Below are 24,199 nucleotides of genomic sequence, written 5' to 3'. Positions count from 1 at the left end.
AAAATTGGAAACATAAAAACATCCATTGTCAAACGAAAATAGATTAGAAGATTTAACAACAACTATACAATACACCTTAGAGTAATATTATCATATCATCTTCCCAAAAAAATATTTAAGCAAGAAAAAAACTGTACTATAAAGCAAAAACAGCGCTTATATTGCAAAAGCAACATTAAATCTAATAAAAGCAAAATTAACAGCCAGAAGCATCCGATTACACACAAACACTACTAATTATCAAAGTCAAAGTCCACGCAACACTATTTTACGTACGATTATACTAAGCTGTAAAATCATTATACAAAAAATCATATAAAATGCAAATAATATCTATAGATATAATCATATAGCCCAACAATAAATAATTTTCCTCACAATCTAAATTAACTTACACAAACTATTACTTACAAATAAATAACATAACTTATTCTAATTATAATACTCAATCGATATATCTCTGAATTATAATAAACAATTAATTACATTAAATTGCTAATAAAAATTACTTGTTAGAGTTACTCTTATATTGACAAATATAATATTAATAAATAGCAAAAAAAATACTAATTCATTTATCAAGGCCATAACAAGAATGTAAAGATCTTACTGCTAACTCTGTATAAGAACTATCAATTAAGACAGATATTTTAATTTCGGATGTAGTAATTGCCTTAATATTAATACCTTTATCAGCAAGGCATAAAAAGAAATCAGATGCAACTCCCGCATGACTTCTCATACCAACACCTATAGCTGAAATTTTTACAAGATTATCATCATGCTGAATAACATCATATCCTATCTTATCCTTATTATCAGCAAGAACTGAAAGTGCTTTTTCTAAGTCAACAGAAGGAGTAGTAAACGTCATATCCGTATACTTGCCGTTTTCAGAAATATTTTGAACAATCATATCAACATTAATATTAGCTGCAGCAAGAGGAGAAAAAATAGATGCTGAAACACCAGGACGATCTTGCAATCGTCTTAAAGAAATCTGAGCTTCATCTTTAGTATAAGCAATTCCAGTAACAAATTCTTTTTCCATAATTTCTTCCTCACTACAAATAAGTGTACCAGGCAATTCTTGTCCCGTATCAATAAACTTACTTTGATCTACAAAACTTGAACGCACAGACAAACATACTTTCTGTAACATCGCTAATTCTACAGAACGAACTTGTAAAACCTTAGCGCCAAGAGATGACATCTCTAACATTTCTTCAAATGAAATTTTTTTCATTAGAAGAGCCTTAGGCTCAATACGTGGATCAGTAGTATAAATACCATCAACATCCGTATAAATATCACAACGATCTGCCTCAATAGCAGCCGCTATCGCAACAGCTGAAGTATCAGATCCTCCACGGCCAAGAGTAGTAATAAACCCTTCATGATCAACACCTTGAAATCCAGGAATAACTACAACTTTTCCTTTTTTCATTTGAGAAATAATTTTTTTACTTTTAATACTAAGAACGCGTGCTGATCCATAAAAACAATCTGTCAAAATAGGAATTTGCCATCCTTGTAATGATAAAACATCAATGCCTATTGATTGTAAAGCAATGGCAGTAAGACCAGCAGATACCTGCTCTCCAGAAGAAACAACTACATCATGCTCTCTTTTACTATAATTAGATGCAACTTTTCTACACAAAGAAGTTAATCTGTCTGTTTCTCCTTTCATAGCAGAAACAACGACTGCAACTTCTTGTCCCATATCGACTTCACGCTTCACATGCAAAGCAACATTATGGATACAATCAATATTAGCAACAGACGTACCACCAAATTTCATCACAATACGCGCCATACTATAAATCCCAATAGGTTATTTTATTGTTATAATTACAAATGTCATAGGATTAATCAAAATATTAACTAAACAAAATATTACTTGCAAACATTAAAAAATAAGTAGATCATTATTATGTAATTTCATCAAGGTAATCCACATGAAACACAGATCTCAAGAATATACCACTAAAAATCAAGAAGACATAAATAGATTCTCAAATATAGCATCAGAATGGTGGAATCCAAATGGAAAATTTCGCCCATTACATAAAATAAATCCAGTCCGATTATCGTATATAAAAAGTAAAATAATACAATATTTTAAACGAGATAGCTATGAAGCATATCCCTTAAAAGGATTGCGTATACTAGATATAGGTTGCGGCGGTGGACTGCTATCAGAACCAATTGCAAAAATGGGAGCAACTGTAGTAGGGATAGATCCTTCATCAAAAAATATTGAAATCGCAAAAAATCACGCTGATTCAGAAAAAATAAAAATTGACTATCGTGTAACTTGTCCAGAAGAATTAGTGGAAACTAATGAAAAATTCGATGTTATTTTAAACATGGAAGTAATAGAACATGTTGAAAATATCGATTACTTTATGAAAATATGTTGCTCACTTATGATAAGTGATGGTTTAATGTTTATTTCAACAATCAACCGTAATTTTAAAGCAATGTTATTGGCTATTATAGGAGCAGAATATATATTAAAATGGTTACCAAAAGGAACACATCAATACGAAAAACTAGTAAAACCAGAGGAAATATATGCTTTGCTGTTAGCAAACAAAGCAAAAATCATAGATTGTGTCGGAATAAACTATAATATATTATTTGATAAATGGAGCATTTCTAAAAACAATAAAGATGTCAATTACATAGTATTGGCAACTATGCCAAAAACAAGTTAGAATATATATAAACTATAATTCAACAATCTTTCCATCTTTAATTGTAATTTTACGATCCATAAGAGAAGAAATATCATAATTATGTGTAGCAATAAGAGCCGATAAACCAAAGTTAATGACCAGCTCTCTCAAAACACCAAATACCGAAATTGCTGTTTTAGGATCTAAATTACCCGTTGGCTCATCTGCCAAAAGAATCATAGGAGCATTCGCAATAGATCTACAAATAGATATTCTCTGTTGTTCTCCTCCAGAGAGGTCAGAAGAGCGACGGTTAGCATATTTAACCATTCCCATAAATTCCAAAAGGTCCATCGAACGCTTATAAGCTTCCTTGTAATCTACCCCAGCAATCATTTGTGGTAAAATAATATTTTCTATAACAGAAAAATCTGTTAAAAGGCGATGAGCTTGATATACAAATCCAATTTTAGAACAACGCAAAAACGACTTATCATCATCAGATAATTCATTACATAATTGTCCATCAATAATTACATTTCCCTCATCTGGAACTTCTAATAAGCCAGCAATATGTAAAATAGTAGATTTTCCTGTCCCTGATGGAGAAACAAGCGCTGTCATTTCACCACTTCTCAAACTAATATTAACATCTTCAAGGACTGGAAATGAATCTTCTATATGTCGATAGACATGTTTGATATTTTGAAGTACTAGTAAATCATTATTATTCAATATAGCCTCCTACTCATAGCGCAAAGTTTTAACAGGATCTACTCTAGACGCTCTCCAACTAGGAAAAATTGTCGCAAAAAAAGACAATAAAACAGCCATTATAATAACCCATAAAACTTCATGCCATGAAATTTGAACAGGCAATTCAGTTAATGCATATGCATTTATATCAAATATAACTATTCCAAATGTATTAAGAATAAATTTCCTTATTAAATCAATGTTCAAAGATATTAAAATTCCACTAATAACACCTACAAATGTTCCAGAAATACCAACAAAAGCACCTATCATAAAAAATATACGCATAATGGAAGATATACTTGCACCCATAGTGCGTAAAACCGCTATATCACGACTTTTCTCTTTAACCAACATAATTAAACTAGAAACAATATTAAGAGAAGCAACAAAGACTATCAATGTAAGAATAACAAACATTGCATTATTCTCAATTTCCATAGCAGAAAATAAAGATTTATAACGCTGTCTCCAATCAATAACCGATACATCATATCCCAAAATTTCTTGAATGCTTTTATTTATTGTTGTAATCTTATCAGGATTTTCAGCAAAAATTTCTATACCAGAGATATCGTTTTTCAAGTTAAAATAAAACTTAGCTTCTTTAAGTGACATATAAATCATTCCAGAATCATAATCCGAAATTGTTGTTTTAAAAATTGCAGAAACAGTATATGTCTTAGATCGAATATATGTACCTAAAGGAGTAACATCACCATTTGGAGAAATAAGTTTTACTTTATCACCAACTATAACATCCAAATTTTTAGCAAGATTTTCCCCTATAACTATACCTCTTCCATTCATGAAAATATCTGATTTATTCCCATAAAAATCTACAAAAGAACCAGTAATATTAGTGAAATCAGTTTCTTCTATACCACGCACAGATACACCAGACCCACCTAATCCCATATTTGATATAAATGCTTGACCATTTACAAAAGGCAAAACTTTTTTAACATCACTAATAGAACTAAGACGATTCTCAATAGATTTATAATCTTTAAACTGCGAATAATTTGGATATACTATTATATGTCCATTAACACCCAAAACACGTTTAATAATATCAGCCCTAAATCCATTCATTACAGACATAACAACTATCAAAGCCATCACACCTATCATAACTCCAATAAACGAAACAAATACTGCAACAGAAATAAATGAATCTCGTCTATGCGAAAATAAATAATGCCGAGCAACTTTAATCTCTAATCTAGAAAAAACAAACATCGTCGTACAATCACTTATATTAAATTCATCTGCTTATATTAGCAAAAAAATTACTAATATAATTTATTGCTTCATCTAAGGACATATCTTTTCTTTCTCCTGTAGCCCTATGTTTTATTTCAATAATACCATTAGAAATAAACCTTGTACCAATAATTATTTGCAATGGAAAACCCAATAAATCGGCTATAGCAAATTTAGATCCAGCCTGATCATCCATATCATCTAAAAACACATCACAGCCCATGCTAGATAAATTTTCATAAATCTTATCGCATACCGCACTACATTCATGATTTTTAATTTTCAAATTAATAACATAAACATCAAAAGGAGATATTGAATCAGGCCAAATAATACCTTTTTCATCATGCGAAGACTCAATAATCGCAGGAACAATCCTCATCGAACCAATCCCATACGATCCCATATTAACATAATGATCTTTCCCATCTGGGCCTTTAACCGTTGCAAACATTGGTTTAGAATATTTAGTGCCAAAATGAAAAATGTGCCCTACCTCAATCCCTCGTGCAACAAATCTTTTTTCTTCTGGCAGAGAACTAAATAAATTATCATCATGAACATCAGAAGTAGCAGAATATGGGGAAGTCCAATTGTTAACTATATTTTTTATTCCAACAACATCATCAAAATCTGTAGTATCTGGAGGAATAGAAAAATCAATAAAATCTTTAGAGCAAAAAACCTGCGTTTCCCCCGTATCTGCAAGGACGATAAACTCATGACTTAAATCACCGCCAATTGGACCAGATTCTGCACGCATTGGTATAGAATTAAGTCCCATACGATGAAATATACGAAGATATGATACAAACATCTTATTATAGGAATGTTCAGAAGACTCACGAGTCAAATCAAAAGAATAGGCATCTTTCATAATAAATTCGCGGGAACGCATAGTTCCAAAACGTGGTCTAAGCTCATCTCTAAATTTTAATTGAATTTGATAAAAGCTCAATGGAAGGTCTCTATATGATTTAACATAAGAACGAAAAATATCTACAACCATTTCTTCATTGGTCGGACCATAAAGCATTGGCTTATCATTCCGATCAAATATACGTAACATCTCCTTACCATAAGATTGATAACGACCACTTTCATGCCATAAATCTGCTGATTGTAGAGTTGGCATAAGAAGTTCAATTGCACCTATCCGATTTTGCTCTTCACGAATAATTATATTAATTTTATCAAGAACTTTTTTGCCTAGAGGCAGCCAAGAATATATTCCTTTTGAATGCTGATGAATCATTCCTGAGCGCAGCATAAGTTGATGCGAAATAATCTCTGCATTTTTAGGATTTTTATTCATGATTGGCAAAAAATACCTAGATCTCTTCATAATAAGATTATCCTTACCGTTATATAATTACTCAAGATTATTTGTACAATAAATACTCTTATTCTAAAAAGTTTTTAATATATAATAATACATATGGTAAATAATCTATATTATTAAGTTAATAAGATATCTTATTAACGAAAACAGTCACTATAGGCTTTTTACCCCAAATATTATTTATGGCAGAACGCAAAGATTTCTTAATCGATTCTCGCAGCAATTTCAAATCTTTACGACTAGATTTATTCATATTAATAACTGTCGTAATAATCGTTTTTAATAAAATCTTGCTAAGTTTTGTTCCATCAGCACAATAAAAAGGTAATCCTATGTCAATAATTTCAGGCACACCTACTATATCATAATAATTATCAACAACTATATTGACGGATAAATGCCCCGCAAAAGAAAGCTTCCTTCTTTTAGAGATACCTAAATCTTCACTTTTACCTACCAAATGACCATCTTTAAAAAATCTTCCATGAACAACCTCATCAATAATCTCAACAGGACTTGGGGAAAGACGCAACATGTGACCATTTCTAATAAATGGAACATTATAAACACCAAACTCTAAGGCAAGATCTCTTTGAGAAACAAGATGCATAGCTTCTCCATGAATTGGCACAATAATTTGAGGGCGAACCCATTCATACATCTTTTTCAAATCATTACGATATGGATGACCTGAAACATGAACTGCATTGTCTAAATCTCCAACAATTATTTTAACACCTTGTTCTATCAACCTATTCTTTACATCACCTATTGCAGTTTCATTACCAGGAATGGCTCGAGATGAAAATATAACTAAATCATTCTCACATAATGATATATTACACATTCCATTACGTGATAATTGAGATAAAGCCGAACGTGGCTCACCCTGACTTCCAGTAAGGATAATAACTAATTTATTCCGAGGATAAGAACCAAATTCTTCTTCTGAAAGAAATTTTTGATCTTTTTTAATTAAACCAATATCAATAGCAACATTTACTACTCTTTTCAAAGAAGTTCCAAGTAGCAAAACATAACGACCTAGTTTTTCAGCAACATCAATTATACTACAAATTCGACTAATACTTGATGAAAAAGTTGTAATTGCGACACATCCTGAAGCTTTTTCAATTATATTATAAAGCCCATTAGTTACATCCTTTTCTGTAATATATGATTCATCACACATTGCATTAGTTGAATCACACATTAATGCCAAGACACCTTCATTACCTATTGCACATAAAGCCTTCTGATCTGTAGTATCTCCGAGTATAGCAGTATCATCAACTTTCCAATCACCTGTGTGCACAATATTTCCTAATGGAGAACGAATAATTAATGCCATAGATTCTGGAATTGAATGATTCACTCGCAAAGGTTCAATAGAAAAAGGATGTATATCAATCTTATCTCCTACTTTAAATGGTTTACATATAATATTATTAGGAACGTGATTGTAAAAACTTTTAGCCTCTAAAAGAGCAATAGCAAAAGGAGAAGCATATACTGGAACATTTAATAATACCCATAAATCATGTAAAGCACCATAATGATCCTCATGTGCATGCGTAATAATAATAGCCATAAGATTCTTACGTTCTTTCAGTAGAAACGTAATATCTGGGAAAACCAAACTTACTCCTATGGAATCATCTCTTGGAAATGCTACTCCACAATCAACCATTATCCATTTGCGTTTTCCAGGAACTCCACATCCATAAAGATACATGTTCATTCCAATCTCACCGACACCACCAAGTGGCAAGAAAACCAAGTCTTTTCGTTCTACCATATTTGATCTTTCATTTTATTCAAAAACTTCTCCTGTAAAAAATCGAAAAAAACTACCCTTTTTTTCTAATAACATATATCCAAAATCGTCAACTCCAATAAAACGACCTTTAATTGAACGATTGGGAAGATTTATTGTTATAAAATCACCTATGCCATAAGCAAAACAACGCCAAAGTCTCATAATTTCCTCTCTTCCTTTATCTTGTTTTAATATAATCAATATTTTTTCCATCTCTTGAAATAATATTGGCAAAACATCAATTAAAACCAAGTCTACACCTTCTTTATTTAAAAAAGTTACAGGATATGGAACATCTTTAGGACAATATTCAATATTAATGCCTATTCCAATAATAATTGATTGCAAATCATTTTTTAATTTTATAGTTTCAATCAAAATACCTGCAACTTTACGCTTAGAAATCAGCAAATCATTAGGCCACTTTATTTTAATATCTGCTTCAACAGGCAAAATAGAAGTTATAACTGAATGTATAGCTACTGCAGTAGCAAACGGCAATAAAGTTGCAGAATTATTAGATATATTATCAATTAATAGCAATGAAGAATATAAGTTTCCTTTATTAGAATCCCATACTTTAGATCTTCTACCTCGACCAGCAGTTTGATGAGAAGCAACTATCCACAATCCACCAGGATCACCAGATAATGCACGTCTCATACATTCATCATTTGTAGAATCTATAGAATCAAAAATTTCACAACGAAAATTTTGAGGGATTTTACATTGAGATATACCAAATGACATGACTAAAACATAGATAAAACAATTATATTAATTAAATAACTCAGATAATTTTCAAATAGAAAGTAAGATATAACTAATAAACCAGAGATAGAATATACTAGTTTCAACCATTTGCTAGTAACAATAAGATTTTCATTAGATTTATGAAACCAAATAACACTAACTATTAGCAAACAATAATAAATAGATATAACAGAAGATAATAATCCAACTATTGACAATAAATACCAACCATCCTTTATAGCAGATAAAAATAAGAAATATTTAGCAAAAAAACCAGCAAAAGGCGGAATACCTGCTAATGAAAAAATTAGAATAGTAATTATAAAAGCTAAAAAAGGATAAGTATTTGATAATCCTGAAAAATCAGTAATATTCTTAATAGGCTTTCCGTCTTTACGCTTTAAAGACAAAATGCATGCAAAAAGGCCTAAAACAACAACTAAATAAATTACCATATATCTGATTGTAGCAGAAATTCCAATGGTCGTACCAACTGATAAACCAATCAAAGCATATCCTATATGACTTATAGAAGAATATGCTATAAGTCGTTTTAATTTTTGTTGACCAATTGCAGAGATAGAGCCCAATAGAATAGAAAATACGGAAACAATCATAAAAATCCGCACCAGATCAGAAACTATCGGCCAAAACGTACTAAATATACGAAGAAGAGCCATAGTAACTGTAAATTTTGGAATAGTAGACATAAAAGCAGTAACAAACATAGACGAACCTTCATATACATCAGGCAGCCACATATGAAAAGGAACCAACGCTATCTTAAAGAAAAGCCCAACTATAATAAATACTATACCTATTATTAATACAAATGAGTTTTCTCCAACAAATAATGACGCCGATATATTCGAAAAATCTGTATAACCAGTAAAACCATAAATAAAAGACATTCCATATAACAAAAAACAAGATGAAAAAGCTCCTAAAATAAAATATTTAAGAGAGGCTTCAATGGATGCCATGCTATCACGATTCATAGCAATAGCGATATAAACAGCAAGAGATTGTAGTTCTAGAGCCATATAAAAAGATATCATATCATTAGATGAAATGAGTAAAAGCATACCTAAAATAGATATTAAAATAACTATAGGAAACTCAAATTTACTGAAAGGCTTTAAGTGAACACAACTAAACATCATAATAAAAAGAGTTATGCCACTAGTAAAAATGAAAATCTTTACAAAATCAGATAATGTATCAGAGATATAAGATCCAAAAAAACCAATACCCTTAAAAGGTGCAATCACAAAAGAAATTAAAGCAATACCTAAAATAATTATTGGAATAATAATCAAATTAAATGAGTTTTTTTTACTAGAAAAAACTCCCATTATCAGAAGAAGAAGACTTCCAATAGCAACAATTATCTCAGGAATACAAAGACGAAAATCACCTATAACACTTACAGGAATCATAACAATAAGTTCTGCTTTCTCTATTTATCTATGGGCTAATCAAATCCTTTTCTCTACATATAATTTTTCATAATAAAAGAAATAGGAACAAAAAATGTTTCAAAAACTGGCACAGTATATATTCCGAAAATAATAGTTAGTGCAGCAATAGGATATATAATACAACATTCATAAAAAGAAATATCTAATAATTCCTTTACTTCTTTTCTATCTGTAACTCCAAAAATAACCTTACGATAAAGCAATAAAGAATATAATACAGATAATACAACTCCTAAAGAAGCAAAAAAAGCAATCATAATATGCTTTTGAAAAACAGACATAATTATTAAAAATTCACCGATAAAACCAGAAGTTCCGGGAAGACCAACATTAGCCATAGTAAAAACCATCATCACCACCGCATATTTAGGCATATTGTTAACTAATCCACCATAGGAAGAAATATCACGAGTATGTAAGCGATCGTAAATCACACCTATACAAAAAAACAAAGCACTGGACACAAGACCATGCGACAACATCTGAAACATTGCACCTGCAACACCGCTATGCACTCCTGAAAATATACCCATAGTCACATATCCCATATGTGATACTGAAGAATATGCTATGAGCTTTTTAATATCATTCTGAACCATTGCTACTAAAGAAGAATATATTATTGCTATAACAGATAGCAGTAATATCATTGGCGCAAAATAATTTGTAGCTAAAGGAAACATTGGCAATAGAAACCTAATAAAACCATATCCACCTATTTTTAACATAATTCCAGCTAAAAAAACTGAACCTGCAGTTGGCGCCTGCACATGAGCATTTGGCAACCAAGTGTGGAAAGGGAACATAGGTATTTTTATTGCAAAGGAACAGAAAAAAGCTAACCATAAAAAGCACTGTACATGCATGGGTAAACCAAGATCTTTACAAAGATCTATCATACTGCTCGTATTTTTTGTCCAGCATATAAAAATAATAGCCAAGAGCATAAAAACCGAACCTATAAATGTATAAAGAAAAAACTTATAGGCGGCATAAATACGTTCATTACCACCCCAAACACCTATTATAATAAAAATAGGAATCAAACTAGCTTCAAAAAATATATAAAATAATACTATGTCTATAGATAAAAATGTCCCTATAGTCATCGATTCAAGTATAAGGAAAGCAATCATATATTCCTTAAATCGATCTTTTATAGATATCCAGCCAGATATAACACAGAAAATAGATAAAAAAGAAGTCAAAACAACAAAAAGAATTGATATACCATCAACTCCAAGATGATAATTGCAAAAATTATTGATTAATTGATGGTACTCAACCATCATGAATCCGTGACTATTCTTGTCAAATAAAAACCATATTATTAAGGAAATAATAAAATTTATTAAGCTGCTTCCAAGAGAAATTCCAAAAAAATATTTACGCCCATATCCCAATGAAGAAGCAATAAGCAAAATAAATACACCTAATAAAGGTGTAAAAGTCACAATCGATAATAGAGGCATAATCACCAGATATTTACCTTAAATAGAATTAAAATAACTAAAATAGAAATGCCTATCAACATAGCGAACGCATAATTGTAAATATAACCCGTTTGCAAACGAGAGATAAAAGAAAACATATAACGCATGCAATACGCAATACCATCCGGCCCATATTTATCTATAGATCTTTCCACTCTTTTAGAAAGATTATCTCCTAAACCCAAGGCAGAACGCACAAAAATAAAATCATAAAATCTATCAAAATACCATGCGTTTTGAAAAAAATTATATATATAAGATAATTTTTCAGCAATAAATCTAGGAAGATTAGGGGAAATAATATACATTATAAACGCAATAAAAAAACCTATAAAAATAGCCAAACTAGGGATATATTCCAACCATATAGGAATGTTATGAAACGTTTCAAGAATATGATTATTCTGTGAACTAAAAATGGATTTCTTCCAGAAAAAATGATATTTGCTGCCAAAAAAGTAATCATGAAAAACAAATCCAAAAAATATAGAACCTATTCCCAAAATAAAAAGAGGAATATGCATTACTAAAGGAGATTCATGAATTTTATGCAATATATTTTTATCTACTCTACTTTTACCAAAAAAAGTTAAAAATACTAATCTCCACGAATAAAAGCTTGTAAACAATGCTGAAATTAATAAAAGGGAAAAAGGAATAAAACTATATGAAGACATATATGCAACTTTTAAGATTAAATCTTTAGAAAAATAACCCGAAAAACCTATATTAGTATCAGGTATGCCAAATCCAATTAAAGCAAGAACACCAATAATAATCATAATACATGTGACAGGAAGATCCTTATATAATCCACCCATACGACGCATATCCTGCTCTCCTGAAACTGAATGTATTACACATCCAGCACCTAAAAAAAGCAAAGCCTTGAAAAATGCATGCGTAAAAAGATGAAAAACAGATGCACCATATGCACCACATCCCAACGACACAAACATATAACCTAATTGTGAACAAGTAGAATAGGCTATAACACGTTTAATATCGTTTTGAACCATAGCAACTGTTGCTGCAAAAAAAGCTGTAATAGAACCAATAATCATAATAAAATCTAAAACAACAGGAGAAAGTTCAAACAAATATGACATCCTAACAACAAGGAAAATACCTGCTGTTACCATTGTAGCTGCATGAATAAGAGCAGAAACAGGAGTCGGTCCCTCCATCGCATCAGGAAGCCAAACATGCAATAAAAATTGAGCGGACTTTCCCATAGCCCCTAAAAACAATAAAAAACAAATAATTGAAATAGCATCATGAGCATGTATTTTCATTCCAAAAAGAACAATACTCTTATATGAAGATATATCTGTATAAACCAAATCTCCAATTTTCCAATATTCAGAAGCTCTATTAAAAATAACATCGAATTCGAATGAACCAAAAAGGTAAAATATCATAGAAATCGCAATTATAAGACCTATATCTCCTATCCTATTAACGACAAAAGCTTTCATCGAAGCCTTTAGTGCAGATTCTTTAAATGACCAAAAACCAATTAGTAAATAAGATGCAAGCCCAACTCCTTCCCATCCAAAAAACATTTGCAATAAGTTGTCAGATGAAACCAATACAAGCATTGCAAAAGTAAAAAATGATAGGTAGGAAAAGAATCTTTGACGATGCTTGTCGTCGTGCATATATCCGATAGAATATATATGAACAACTGCAGAAATAGAATTAATAACTACAAACATCAAAGATGTAAGAGCATCTATACGCAATCCCCAATAAACATTAATTAAATCATAATCAATCCAATTAAATATTTTGTGTTTTATTACCGGAAAATTTTCACTGCTTAAACAAACTTTGTAAAAAACAATCCAAGATAAAAATGCAACTATAACCATAGTCCCTGAAGGAAAAATTTCAGAAAGTTTTTTCCCCATAAATCGACTAAAAAAACCAGAAAAAATTGCCCCAAACAAAGGAAGAAAAACTATAACTTCATAAATCATAGTATATTAAATTCAACCTTTCATCTTACTAAAATCATCAACAGAAATTGAACCTTTATTTCTATAAAACACAACTAAAATAGCAAGACCTATAGAAGTTTCTGCAGCAGCAACAACTAAAATAAACAAAGAAAATACCTGCCCAGCTATATCATGCATATAAGCAGAAAAAGCAACCATATTTAAATTTACTGACAATAGCATAATCTCTATCGACATCAATATAATAATAACGCTTTTGCGATTAAAAAAAACACCTGCAGAACCAATAACAAACATAATTGCAGAAACAATCAAATAGTGAGAAAGACTAACGTTCATCCTAAATCCCCTGTCCTGACTTAACTTTAACGATTTCAACTGAATTGCCATAATTGCTCTCCAACTGTTTAGATATATTTTGACGCTTGATATTAGTGCGATGACGTAATGTTAATACAATTGCTCCAATCATAGATAACAATAAAATGAATGCTGCTATTTCAAGCGGATATGCGTAATTAGTATACAAAACTGTACCAAGATATTCTGTATTGCTGCCTCTAATAGATAAAATAGAAATATCTCCTTTAGATCCAAAAACCTCTAGATCACTAACACCTATAATAAGCTCAGCAGATAAAATTCCTATAAAAAAAGCACCTAAAAAACCACGTTTTGTACTTATGCTTTTTACACCTTCAATATTAATATCAATCATCATAATTACAAAAAGGAAAAGAACGACTACAGCTCCAACATAAGCAACTAAAGTAATCATTGCTACGAACTCTGCCCCTAAAAGTATCAAAATACCTGCAGCATTCAAAAAAATAAAAATAAGAAAAAAAACAGAATTAACAGGATTACGTGAAATAACAACCATTAAAGAAGACATTATCGCCATAAATGAAAATAGATAAAAAAACAAAGATTGTAAAACCATATTCAAATGTCCAAAAAATATTTTTATGACTAAAAATCAGCATATTATAACAGTCATCAGATAAATACTCCTTAACGATAAGGAGAATCTGTCATAATATTACGAACAATTTCACTTTCCCACCTATCACCATTATCCAGAAGGCGCTTTTTATCATAATAAAGCTCTTTTCGAGTTTCAGTTGCAAATTCAAAATTAGGGCCTTCAACAATAGCGTCAACAGGACATGATTCCTGACACAATCCACAATAAATGCATTTAACCATATCAATATCATAACGTATAGTCCTGCGTGTACCATCACTACGACGAGGGCCCGCTTCTATAGTAATAGCCTGTGCAGGACAAACAGCTTCACATAATTTACAAGCTATACATCTCTCTTCACCATTAGGATATCTACGAAGCGCATGCTCCCCTCTAAAACGGGGACTAGTTGGACCTTTTTCAAAAGGATAATTAATTGTAGCCTTAGGCTTGAACAAATAACGAATAGACAAACAAAAAGCCAAAACAAATTCTTTTAAGAAAAGAAAACCAATATTAAAACGAAACAACCTCATTATACTCTTTCAGATCAATCAATACAACATAATCAAGTTGCAATCTTTAAATAAAAAGCAACTATTATTACCATCGAAAATGATATCGGTAGAAAAATTTTCCATCCTAATCGCATCAACTGATCATATCTATAGCGTGGAACAAATGCTTTAACCATTGCAATTATAAAGAATACTACCAATGTTTTAAAAATAAGCCAAAAAATACCAGGAATATATTCAAAAAATCGAATATCAATTATAGGTAACCATCCTCCTAAAAACAAAATACTTGTTAAAGTAGACATTAGAACAATAGTAGAATATTCTGCTAGCATAAACAATAGATAAGGTGTTGAGCTATATTCTACCATATAACCAGCAACCAATTCCGACTCGGCCTCAGGCAAATCAAATGGAGGCCGATTTGTCTCTGCAAGAACAGATATAAAAAAAACGACAAACATAGGGAAAAGAGCTAACCAATGCCAATCCAATATTGAAGAAGGCAAACCCAACATGGTTCCAAAACCACTTCTTTGAGCGTTTACAATATCTGTAAGGTTTAATGAACCTACACACATTAAAACTGTAACTATCACCAGACCAATAGAAACCTCATAAGAAATCATCTGAGCAGCAGAGCGCAATGCACCAAGAAAAGCATATTTTGAATTAGAAGCCCATCCTCCAATAATAATCCCATAAACTTCAAGAGATGAAATGGCTAAAACATAAAGTATACCAACGTTTATATCTGCAATTACCCATCCATCAGATAAAGGAACTACAGCCCAAACAGACAAAGACAAAATAACAGAGACTAATGGAGCTAAAAGAAATAATAATTTATTTGCTTCACTAGGAATAATAGGCTCTTTGAACAAAAACTTCAAGAAGTCAGCAAAAGACTGTAATAATCCCCAAGGGCCAACAACATTAGGACCACGACGCAACTGAACCGCCGCCCAAATCTTACGATCTATAAGCAAAACATATGATATAAAAATCAACAAGCAAACCAATAATAAAATTGATTTCATCACTATAAACAATAAATTAAAAATAAAGTCTATTGGCCCATGAAACACTATTTCTATTTCCTTGTTCTATCTAAAACATCTTTATCATAACTTTGTGCCATACGAGAACACTCAGCCATAGTAGCAGATGATCTCGCTATAGGATTTGTTAAATAAAAATCGTCAATTATCGAATCAAATTTTCCTTTGGCCATATTACCAGCCATTTTAGCCAAAGAATGAACTGCATCTACGGAAGAATTAACCACCTCATCTACTTTCATAAAATGCGGATAAATAGAAAATAAATTAGAACGCAATTGCGACAAAGAATCAAAAGGCAATTTACATCCCAATTCATTAGCAATAGCACATAATATCGCCCAATCTTCTCTAGCTTCACCAGGAGGAAAATTAGCACGTATTCCCATTTGTACTCTTCCCTCAGTATTAACCCATAACCCTGATTTTTCAGTATAAGAAGCTCCAGGCAATATAATATCAGCAGACTGCGCCCCTCTGTCACCATGAGAGCCTATATAAATTGTAAATGCAGTTTTACAATCAAAATCTAGCTCATCTGCTCCTAATAAAAATACAACATCGGTTTTATTAAGAAAATTCATAGCATTTAAATCATCATCATTAGAAGGGACAAATCCTAAATCTAAAGCTCCAACTCGTGAGGCAGAAGTATGCAAAACAGCAAAACCATTCCATGAATCACTAACTCCTCCAACATCTATTGCCAATTTTGCGGCATTAGCAATAACCTCAAAACCATGATAATATTTTAAAGCACCTTGACCTATCATAATTAAAGGATTTTCAACACTTCTTAGTTTTTCTAAAAAAGGATTATTCCCTGAGATAAGATCAGAAAAAGCCTCACTTCCTAAACCTAAATGATCATATTCATATCGTAAATTTTCAACATCTCCAATTACACCAATTGGAAAATCACCGCGTCTCCAACGTTTGCGAATACGTGAATTTAATACAGCAGCCTCAATACGAGGATTAGATCCTATAATCAACATTGCTCCAGCCTTATCTATCCCTTGAATAGTAGGATTAAATAAATAACTAGAACGACCGTAAAAAGGATTAATTATCTCTCCATGCTGCCTACAATCAAATTTATTACAGCCCAAAAAATTCATCAGCAATTTAAGCGCGTATATCTCTTCTACAGAAGCAAGATCTCCTGCTATTGAACTTAATTCTACACCGGGAGATAAAACTTCAGATTTTATTGCTTTTAAAGCATAATCCCAACTAACAGGCTTTAAACGACCATCAATACGAACATAAGGCCGATCCAAACGTTGAGTTCTAAGTCCATCACAGATAAAACGCGTTTTATCCGATATCCACTCCTCATTAATAGTTTCATTGATACGAGGCAAAATCCTTATAACTTCACGATCACGCGTATCAATCCTGATTGCAGAACCAAGAGCATCCATTATATCTATGCTATCTGTCTTGGTTAATTCCCATGGACGACTGGTAAATGCGGATGGTTTAGAAGTTAAAGCGCCAACAGGACAAAGATCAACTATGTTACCTTGAAGCTCAGATGTCAAAGACTGTTCAAGATAAGTAGTAATTTCGGCATCCTCACCTCTTCCAATCAAACCAATCTCCGACACACCAGCAACTTCAGTGATAAAACGCACACAACGAGTACAATGTATACATCTATTCATCACAGTTTTAACTAATGGACCTATATACTTATTCTCAACAGAACGTTTATCATCGCAATAACGAGAAGATCCTACCCCATAAAACATAGCCTGATCCTGAAGATCACATTCCCCACCCTGATCGCATATAGGGCAGTCCAAAGGATGATTAATTAGAAGAAACTCCATTACACCTGCACGAGCTTTTTTAACCATGGCAGTATTGGTAAAAATTTCAGGCAATTCACCATTAGGCCCTCCACGCAAATCAACAACGTTCATAGCACAAGATGCCTGAGGTTTTGGAGGACCACCCTTTACCTCCACTAGACACATGCGACAATTACCAGCAATAGATAATCTTTCATGAAAACAGAAACGAGGTACTTCAACACCAGCAAACTCGCAAGCCTGCATAAGCGTAAAGTAATTTGGAACCTCTATTTCTATATTATCAACTTTTAATTTCACCATCATTTGCATAGATCACTTTCACGAGATAATGTTTTTCAAAAACATTTTCTAATATTCGCTATGAACTTACTACTAATTCCCTCAAATAGAATTCCTACTGTACTGATCAATACGCTCTTCAATTAAGTGACGAAAATTATTTATCAATCCTTGTATTGTCCAAGCTGCAGCGTCTCCAAGAGCACAAATTGTACGACCTTCTATATTTTTACTAACCTCAAAAAGCATATCAATCTCACTTTTCTTAGCTGTGCCTATAACCATTCTCTCCATCACTCTCATCATCCATCCAGTGCCTTCACGACAAGGAGTACACTGGCCACAGCTCTCATGCTTATAAAAAACTGATAAACGCCATATAGCTTTAATAATATCTGTAGATTTATCCATCACAATAACAGCAGCAGTGCCTAATCCTGAACCCATCTCTTTTAAACTATCATAGTCCATAACTGCATTTCTAATCTTCCCCCCCGGCACACAAGGAACAGATGATCCTCCTGGAATAACCGCTAATAAATTAGCCCAACCTCCTTTTATTCCTCCGCAATGTTTTTCAATCAAATCCTCAAAAACTATAGACATGCTTTCCTCAACAGTACACGGATAGTTAACATGACCTGAAATAGAAAAAAGTTTTGTGCCTCTATTATTTTCACGCCCAAAACCGCAATACCAACTCGCACCACGACGTAAAATAGCAGGAATTACCGCAATCGTTTCAACATTATTAATAATAGTAGGACAGCCATACAAACCCAAGTTAGCAGGAAAAGGAGGTTTCAAACGAGGCTGACCTTTTTTTCCCTCAAGGCTCTCAAGAAGAGCAGTTTCCTCGCCACATATGTATGCTCCAGCGCCATGATGAATTATAATATCAACATCATAGCCAAGCTTATTGTTTTTTCCAAGAAGAGCATTTTTATAACACTCATCAACAGCTCTTTCTAAAGATTCACGTTCACGAACAAATTCACCGCGAACATATATAAAAACACAATGCGCTCCTATAGCAAAAGAAGCAATAACACAACCTTCTAGCAACAAATGAGGCTCATGCCTCATAATATCACGATCCTTGCATGTCCCAGGCTCAGATTCATCAGCATTTACAACAAGATAATGAGGACGATCCAAGCATACCTTGGGCATAAAAGACCATTTTATGCCTGTAGAAAAACCAGCACCACCACGCCCACGCAAGCCAGATGCTTTTACTTCATTAATTATCCATTCACGACCTTTTGCTAAGATGTTTTTAGTATTATCCCAATGACCTCTTAAAATAGATTCACTAAGAGAAACTCCCTTTAAACCATATATATTTTTGAAGATACGATCTTGGTCCTCTAGCATATCTAGACTTTCTTTATACCTTGAAAATAATTCTACTATTCGTATTAATTTTTTCTATCTTATTTACAAGAATTCTTCTAACAATTTTTTAGGACATCAATTTAAATAAAATAACTCAAAATATTAACTAAATCGTTTGCAATTTTACAATAACTTAATAAAAAAAACATGAATTAAAGATTACTATAAGTAATATATTTAACTTTTATTTAATTCTTTTCAACCTTCATCTTTAACATAAGAAACATCTTCAATAAGAGATGTTAATCCTCCTGCAGGGGCAGATTTTATTCGATCAATTTGAGGACCAGGACATATGCTATCACCCTTACCCATAGCAAAAGCATCTATAATCTCAACCAAACGCTCTGGCGTCAAATCCTCATAGGTATCCTTTCCTATCATAACCATCGGCGCATTAACACAAGCCCCTTGACATTCAACCTCTTCCCAAGAAAGAGTTCCAGCACTATTCCTATGAAGAGGCTTTTGGTGGATCTTCTCACGACAGATCTTTATTAACTCCTCACATCCACGCAACATACATGGGGTAGTTCCACAAACCTGAACATGTGCATATGTGCCAACAGGACTCAATTGAAACTGCGTATAAAAAGTTACAACCTCAAGGACTCGAATATAATCCATACCCAACATATCTGCGACCACTTCAATAGCCGCACGACTAATCCATCCCTCCTGGTCTTGAACACGCATTAATAAAGGGATAACCGCAGATTGACTACGTAACGGAGGATATTTACTAATAGTTTTATTAGCCCAAACCATATTTTCCTCACTAAAGGAAAAAGATGAAGGCTGAAATTTTTCTTCTGCTAATCGACGATTAACCATATATTTCCTATATCATATCAAGTTGTAAAACAAAAAAAATAACATAATATTTTAATATATTATCCTTTATAAAAATTCATCTATCAACTTCACCAAAAACAATATCAAGAGAACCTAAAATAGCAGATACGTCTGCCAATTGATGACCTTTGCACAAAAATTCCATTGCTTGAAGATGAGCATAGCCAGGAGAACGTATTTTACACCTATATGGTTTATTACTTCCATCAGATATCAGATAAACACCAAACTCCCCCTTAGGAGCCTCTACAGATGCATAAACCTCACCAACTGGCACATGATATCCCTCAGTATAAAGCTTAAAATGATGGATCAATGATTCCATAGAACGTTTCATATCAGATCGTTTTGGAGGAACAATTTTTGTATCAGACGAAGATACTGGTCCCAACTTATTTTTCCCAAGCAAAAGATCAACACATTGCCTTATAATTTTAACGGATTCACGCATTTCAAGCATACGCACAAGATAACGATCATAACAATCCCCATGTTTCCCTATCGGAATATCAAAATCTAAATCTGAGTAACATTCATATGGTTGAGACTTACGCAAATCCCAAGCAGCACCAGATCCACGAATCATAACTCCGGAAAAACCTAAACCCCATGCATCTTCAAGTTTTACAGTACCAATATCAACATTACGTTGCTTAAATATACGATTCTCAGTTAAAAGATCACTTATATCATCAATAATCTCAGGAAAGGAATCACACCAAATACCAATATCTTCTACCAATAAATGTGGGATATCTTGATGAACGCCACCAGGGCGGAAATAAGCAGCATGCATGCGTGATCCAGAAGCACGTTCATAAAAAACCATGAGTTTTTCTCGTTCTTCAAAACCCCACAAAGGAGGAGTCAATGCTCCTACATCCATAGCCTGAGTAGTAATATTTAATAAATGTGAAAGAATACGCCCAATTTCAGAATAAAGAACTCTTATTAACTGTCCTCGAATAGGAACATCAACTTTCATCAAGCGTTCAACAGCCAAAGCATACGCATGTTCCTGATTCATCGGCGCAACATAATCAAGACGGTCAAAATACGGAACCGCTTGTAAAAAAGTCTTGGTTTCAATCAGCTTTTCTGTGCCCCGATGCAAAAGACCTATATGAGGATCAACACGCTCTACTACTTCGCCATCAAGATCAAGAATAAGTCTTAAAACACCATGTGCCGCAGGATGCTGTGGACCAAAATTCATAGTAAAACCACGAATTTTCTTCTCATTCATTAAACAAGGAACTCCCATTCCGAAAAACAAAAAACACAAGGAAAATATTGCTATTTTTATCATTAATTCTCATTACCAGAATCTCCTTTATAAGGTAAAGATTCATAACCTTCCCAAGGTGATAAAAAATCAAAATCACGATGTTCCTGCATCAATTCAACAGGAGCATAAATAACTTTCTTAGAGTCATTGTCATAATGAACTTCAACAAAACCACTCACCGGGAAATCCTTACGAAGAGGATGTCCTTTAAAACCATAGTCCGTAAGGATGCGACGCAAATCAGGATGACCTTCGAAATTAATTCCATACATATCCCATACTTCGCGCTCGAACCAATCTGCACCAGGATAAACGCTTACCGCAGAAGGAATAGAAGAGTTCTCAGGAACTGCAATCTTAACACGTATACGAGAATTATTAAAAGGAGATAAAAGATGATAAACAACATCAAACCGATCTTCTCGGCTTAAAAAATCTACACCACATATATCTATAATACTAATAAAGCAACAATTAGCATCCTCACGAAGAAAACGAAGCAATGCAATTAAATCGCTAATATCAACATTTAATGACAGCTCACCTATCGAATTAATAGAACATTTCGCTGAACCACCAAAGGAATCAACTATGTAATCACCAAGATTTTCAATCTGCATTATCATATAGTTATCTTTTCAACGTTTGATATTTCCAATACGACGGATCTTTCTCTGGAGCAAAAGAATACCATAAACCAAAGCCTCCGCTGTTGGAGGACACCCCGGAACATAAATATCCACAGGAACGATTCGATCACATCCTCTCACAACAGAATAAGAGTAATGATAATACCCCCCACCATTAGCACAAGAACCCATCGATATCACATAACGGGGTTCAGGCATCTGATCATAAACTTTACGCAGCGCAGGAGCCATCTTATTTGTCAACGTACCAGCAACAATCATAACATCTGATTGACGAGGCGAAGCACGTGGAGCAAAACCAAACCTTTCAAGATCATATCTCGGCATAGAAGCATGCATCATCTCCACGGCACAACAAGCCAAACCAAATGTCATCCACATCAACGATCCAGTACGAGCCCAAGTCACCAACTGGTCAACAGATGATACAAGGAATCCCTTATTATCTAATTGATGACCAATAACAGAAAAATCATCTCTTTGTTGTCTCAATAAATCGGGATAATTACCAATAGGAGCATAATCATTAAGCTTCATCAATCCCACTCCAATGCACCTTTTTTCCATTCATATATAAAGCCTATAGTCAGTATCCCTAAAAATACCATCATCGACCAAAAACCAAACCAACCAATTTTCTTAAAACATATCGCCCATGGGAATAAAAAAGCAATTTCCAAATCAAAAATTATAAATAAAATAGAAACCAAACAAAATCTAACATCGAACCTCATACGAGAATTTTCGAAGGGATCAAAACCGCATTCATAAGTTGAAAGTTTTTCTTTATCATAAGATCTATGAGAAAAAACAAAAGGGAAAGCTAAAATAGAAATGGATAATACAGATACAATAAAAATAAAAACTAAAATCGGAGCATAAGAATCTAAAAATCCTATCATTCTAACTTAATCTCCATAATACGATCATACGTCAGCATCAAACAGGGATAATATAGCATTTTTAAAAATAAAATTACATTAATTTAATTATATAATTAAGAAAAAAATACATGTCCAAACTAAAAAAATAAATGGCGCGAGTGACGGGACTCGAACCCGTGACCTCCGGCGTGACAGGCCGGCGCTCTAACCAACTGAGCTACACCCGCATATGCTAGATATGCATCCAAACACTTCAAAGCAGATACATAGTCCTATAACAATATGCATAACTATTAGGCATATTAATCAAATAAAACAAACATAACAAGCACATTATTAACAAAGAGAAAAATAAACTTTCGTAAGTTACTATTATAAAATTACAAAACAATGCCTTTAAGAAAAATTATTTTGTTTTTTTTTGTTATCAACAAAAAAACTATGCATTAAATACATTTTTTTATTTGCGAATGTCAATATATTGTTGTATTAGTTGGAATACAGAGGGCGATTAGCTCAGTGGTAGAGCGCCTCGTTTACACCGAGGATGTCGGGAGTTCGAATCTCTCATTGCCCACCATTTTTAAATTATTTATAATGAATAAATAGTATTATTAATGGCACGAAGACAGCAAGTTAAGTAAAAATTTTGAAAAAGCAAGAAAAAACATATATTGTTAAACGTATTTTACGCTTTATCTTTTCCCTAACTTTTTCATTTATTATAATTAAGATTAGCTCTAGCAGTTAATAGCTCATAAAATTATATATTCTAAATATAGCACTAGTGTGGCAATATAGAATAATTGATAGAAGATCTGGTTGTTATTTAGCAGCTTATAATGATTGTTTAATGCGAATAATATTATTAGATATCTTTTTCTTTGACAATAAATACACAATGTAAAAAATATT

At 32.6% G+C, this 24,199-nt stretch carries 20 protein-coding genes, 2 tRNA genes and 1 pseudogene; 2 read left to right on the top strand and 21 right to left on the bottom strand.

Features of this window, described 5'->3' with window-relative positions; all coding sequences use genetic code 11:
• Positions 1-571 precede the first annotated feature (571 nt).
• Positions 572-1,819 (bottom strand): aspartate kinase, encoded by a 1,248-nt coding sequence (locus tag LAM_RS02855; RefSeq protein ID WP_007557215.1) that lies wholly within the window; start codon positions 1,817-1,819, stop codon positions 572-574.
• A gap of 142 nt (positions 1,820-1,961) precedes the next feature.
• Here LAM_RS02855 and ubiG point away from each other — a divergent pair, with 142 nt between their 5' ends.
• On the top strand, positions 1,962-2,723 hold the full coding sequence (ubiG, locus tag LAM_RS02850) for a bifunctional 2-polyprenyl-6-hydroxyphenol methylase/3-demethylubiquinol 3-O-methyltransferase UbiG (RefSeq protein WP_007557216.1): 762 nt from the start codon (positions 1,962-1,964) through the stop codon (positions 2,721-2,723).
• 12 nt (positions 2,724-2,735) lie between these two features.
• On the opposite strand, the gene LAM_RS02845 is transcribed toward ubiG, so the two are convergent.
• The 20 genes and pseudogenes from LAM_RS02845 to LAM_RS02750 all read right to left on the bottom strand — a co-directional run bounded on the left by LAM_RS02845 (position 2,736) and on the right by LAM_RS02750 (position 23,511).
• Positions 2,736-3,419: an ABC transporter ATP-binding protein gene (locus tag LAM_RS02845; protein ID WP_007557217.1), complete on the bottom strand. Its 684-nt coding sequence runs from the start codon at positions 3,417-3,419 to the stop codon at positions 2,736-2,738.
• 9 nt (positions 3,420-3,428) lie between these two features.
• Entirely contained in the window at positions 3,429-4,682 is a 1,254-nt protein-coding gene (locus LAM_RS02840) for a lipoprotein-releasing ABC transporter permease subunit (RefSeq protein ID WP_007557218.1), read from the bottom strand.
• Positions 4,683-4,707: 25 nt separating this feature from the next.
• Entirely contained in the window at positions 4,708-6,051 is a 1,344-nt protein-coding gene (proS, locus tag LAM_RS02835; protein ID WP_007557219.1) for a proline--tRNA ligase, read from the bottom strand.
• A 118-nt stretch (positions 6,052-6,169) separates the two neighbouring features.
• Positions 6,170-7,846, bottom strand: coding sequence for a ribonuclease J (locus LAM_RS02830; RefSeq protein WP_007557221.1), 1,677 nt, complete (start codon positions 7,844-7,846; stop codon positions 6,170-6,172).
• Positions 7,847-7,861: 15 nt separating this feature from the next.
• Positions 7,862-8,617 (bottom strand): biotin--[acetyl-CoA-carboxylase] ligase, encoded by a 756-nt coding sequence (locus LAM_RS02825; RefSeq protein WP_007557222.1) that lies wholly within the window; start codon positions 8,615-8,617, stop codon positions 7,862-7,864.
• Positions 8,618-8,619: 2 nt separating this feature from the next.
• The gene (locus LAM_RS02820; RefSeq protein ID WP_007557224.1) at positions 8,620-10,059 is read right to left on the bottom strand and encodes an NADH-quinone oxidoreductase subunit N; all 1,440 of its coding nucleotides are present in this window, start codon (positions 10,057-10,059) and stop codon (positions 8,620-8,622) included.
• 53 nt (positions 10,060-10,112) lie between these two features.
• Positions 10,113-11,582 (bottom strand): NADH-quinone oxidoreductase subunit M, encoded by a 1,470-nt coding sequence (locus LAM_RS02815; protein WP_187288003.1) that lies wholly within the window; start codon positions 11,580-11,582, stop codon positions 10,113-10,115.
• Positions 11,576-13,576 carry an NADH-quinone oxidoreductase subunit L gene (gene nuoL / locus LAM_RS02810; protein ID WP_007557226.1) on the bottom strand — a complete coding sequence of 667 codons (2,001 nt, stop codon included), beginning with the start codon at positions 13,574-13,576 and terminating at the stop codon, positions 11,576-11,578. The genes LAM_RS02815 and nuoL overlap by 7 nt, the downstream gene beginning before the upstream one ends.
• 12 nt (positions 13,577-13,588) lie before the next feature.
• Positions 13,589-13,897, bottom strand: coding sequence for an NADH-quinone oxidoreductase subunit NuoK (nuoK, locus tag LAM_RS02805; RefSeq protein ID WP_007557227.1), 309 nt, complete (start codon positions 13,895-13,897; stop codon positions 13,589-13,591).
• Position 13,898: 1 nt separating this feature from the next.
• A complete protein-coding gene (locus LAM_RS02800) occupies positions 13,899-14,501 on the bottom strand; it encodes an NADH-quinone oxidoreductase subunit J (RefSeq protein ID WP_007557228.1) in 603 nt (200 codons plus the stop codon).
• A gap of 71 nt (positions 14,502-14,572) precedes the next feature.
• On the bottom strand, positions 14,573-15,064 hold the full coding sequence (gene nuoI, locus LAM_RS02795) for an NADH-quinone oxidoreductase subunit NuoI (RefSeq protein ID WP_023466288.1): 492 nt from the start codon (positions 15,062-15,064) through the stop codon (positions 14,573-14,575).
• Positions 15,065-15,096: 32 nt separating this feature from the next.
• Positions 15,097-16,134, bottom strand: a complete 1,038-nt coding sequence (gene nuoH / locus LAM_RS02790; protein WP_007557230.1) for an NADH-quinone oxidoreductase subunit NuoH — start codon at positions 16,132-16,134, stop codon at positions 15,097-15,099.
• Positions 16,135-16,139: 5 nt separating this feature from the next.
• A complete protein-coding gene (gene nuoG, locus LAM_RS02785; protein ID WP_051050879.1) occupies positions 16,140-18,230 on the bottom strand; it encodes an NADH-quinone oxidoreductase subunit NuoG in 2,091 nt (696 codons plus the stop codon).
• 81 nt (positions 18,231-18,311) lie between these two features.
• Complete coding sequence (nuoF, locus tag LAM_RS02780; protein ID WP_007557232.1) at positions 18,312-19,586, bottom strand: NADH-quinone oxidoreductase subunit NuoF; 1,275 nt, start codon at positions 19,584-19,586, stop codon at positions 18,312-18,314.
• 255 nt (positions 19,587-19,841) lie between these two features.
• A pseudogene (gene nuoE / locus LAM_RS02775) lies at positions 19,842-20,441 on the bottom strand (NADH-quinone oxidoreductase subunit NuoE); the annotation flags it as partial.
• A 76-nt stretch (positions 20,442-20,517) separates the two neighbouring features.
• On the bottom strand, positions 20,518-21,708 hold the full coding sequence (locus tag LAM_RS02770; RefSeq protein ID WP_007557236.1) for an NADH-quinone oxidoreductase subunit D: 1,191 nt from the start codon (positions 21,706-21,708) through the stop codon (positions 20,518-20,520).
• A gap of 62 nt (positions 21,709-21,770) precedes the next feature.
• Complete coding sequence (locus LAM_RS02765) at positions 21,771-22,376, bottom strand: NADH-quinone oxidoreductase subunit C (RefSeq protein WP_007557237.1); 606 nt, start codon at positions 22,374-22,376, stop codon at positions 21,771-21,773.
• 12 nt (positions 22,377-22,388) lie between these two features.
• On the bottom strand, positions 22,389-22,967 hold the full coding sequence (locus LAM_RS02760) for a NuoB/complex I 20 kDa subunit family protein (protein WP_023466280.1): 579 nt from the start codon (positions 22,965-22,967) through the stop codon (positions 22,389-22,391).
• A complete protein-coding gene (locus tag LAM_RS02755; RefSeq protein ID WP_007557239.1) occupies positions 22,937-23,302 on the bottom strand; it encodes an NADH-quinone oxidoreductase subunit A in 366 nt (121 codons plus the stop codon). Before LAM_RS02755 ends, LAM_RS02760 begins: the two co-directional genes overlap by 31 nt.
• Positions 23,303-23,434: 132 nt before the next feature.
• Positions 23,435-23,511, bottom strand: a tRNA-Asp gene (locus tag LAM_RS02750).
• A gap of 278 nt (positions 23,512-23,789) precedes the next feature.
• Here LAM_RS02750 and LAM_RS02745 point away from each other — a divergent pair.
• Positions 23,790-23,864, top strand: a tRNA-Val gene (locus tag LAM_RS02745).
• Positions 23,865-24,199: the final 335 nt, after the last annotated feature.

Origin of the sequence: Candidatus Liberibacter americanus str. Sao Paulo, from assembly GCF_000496595.1 — a bacterium.
Classification (GTDB): domain Bacteria; phylum Pseudomonadota; class Alphaproteobacteria; order Rhizobiales; family Rhizobiaceae; genus Liberibacter; species Liberibacter americanus.
This window is presented reverse-complemented; position numbering and strand designations above follow the sequence as displayed.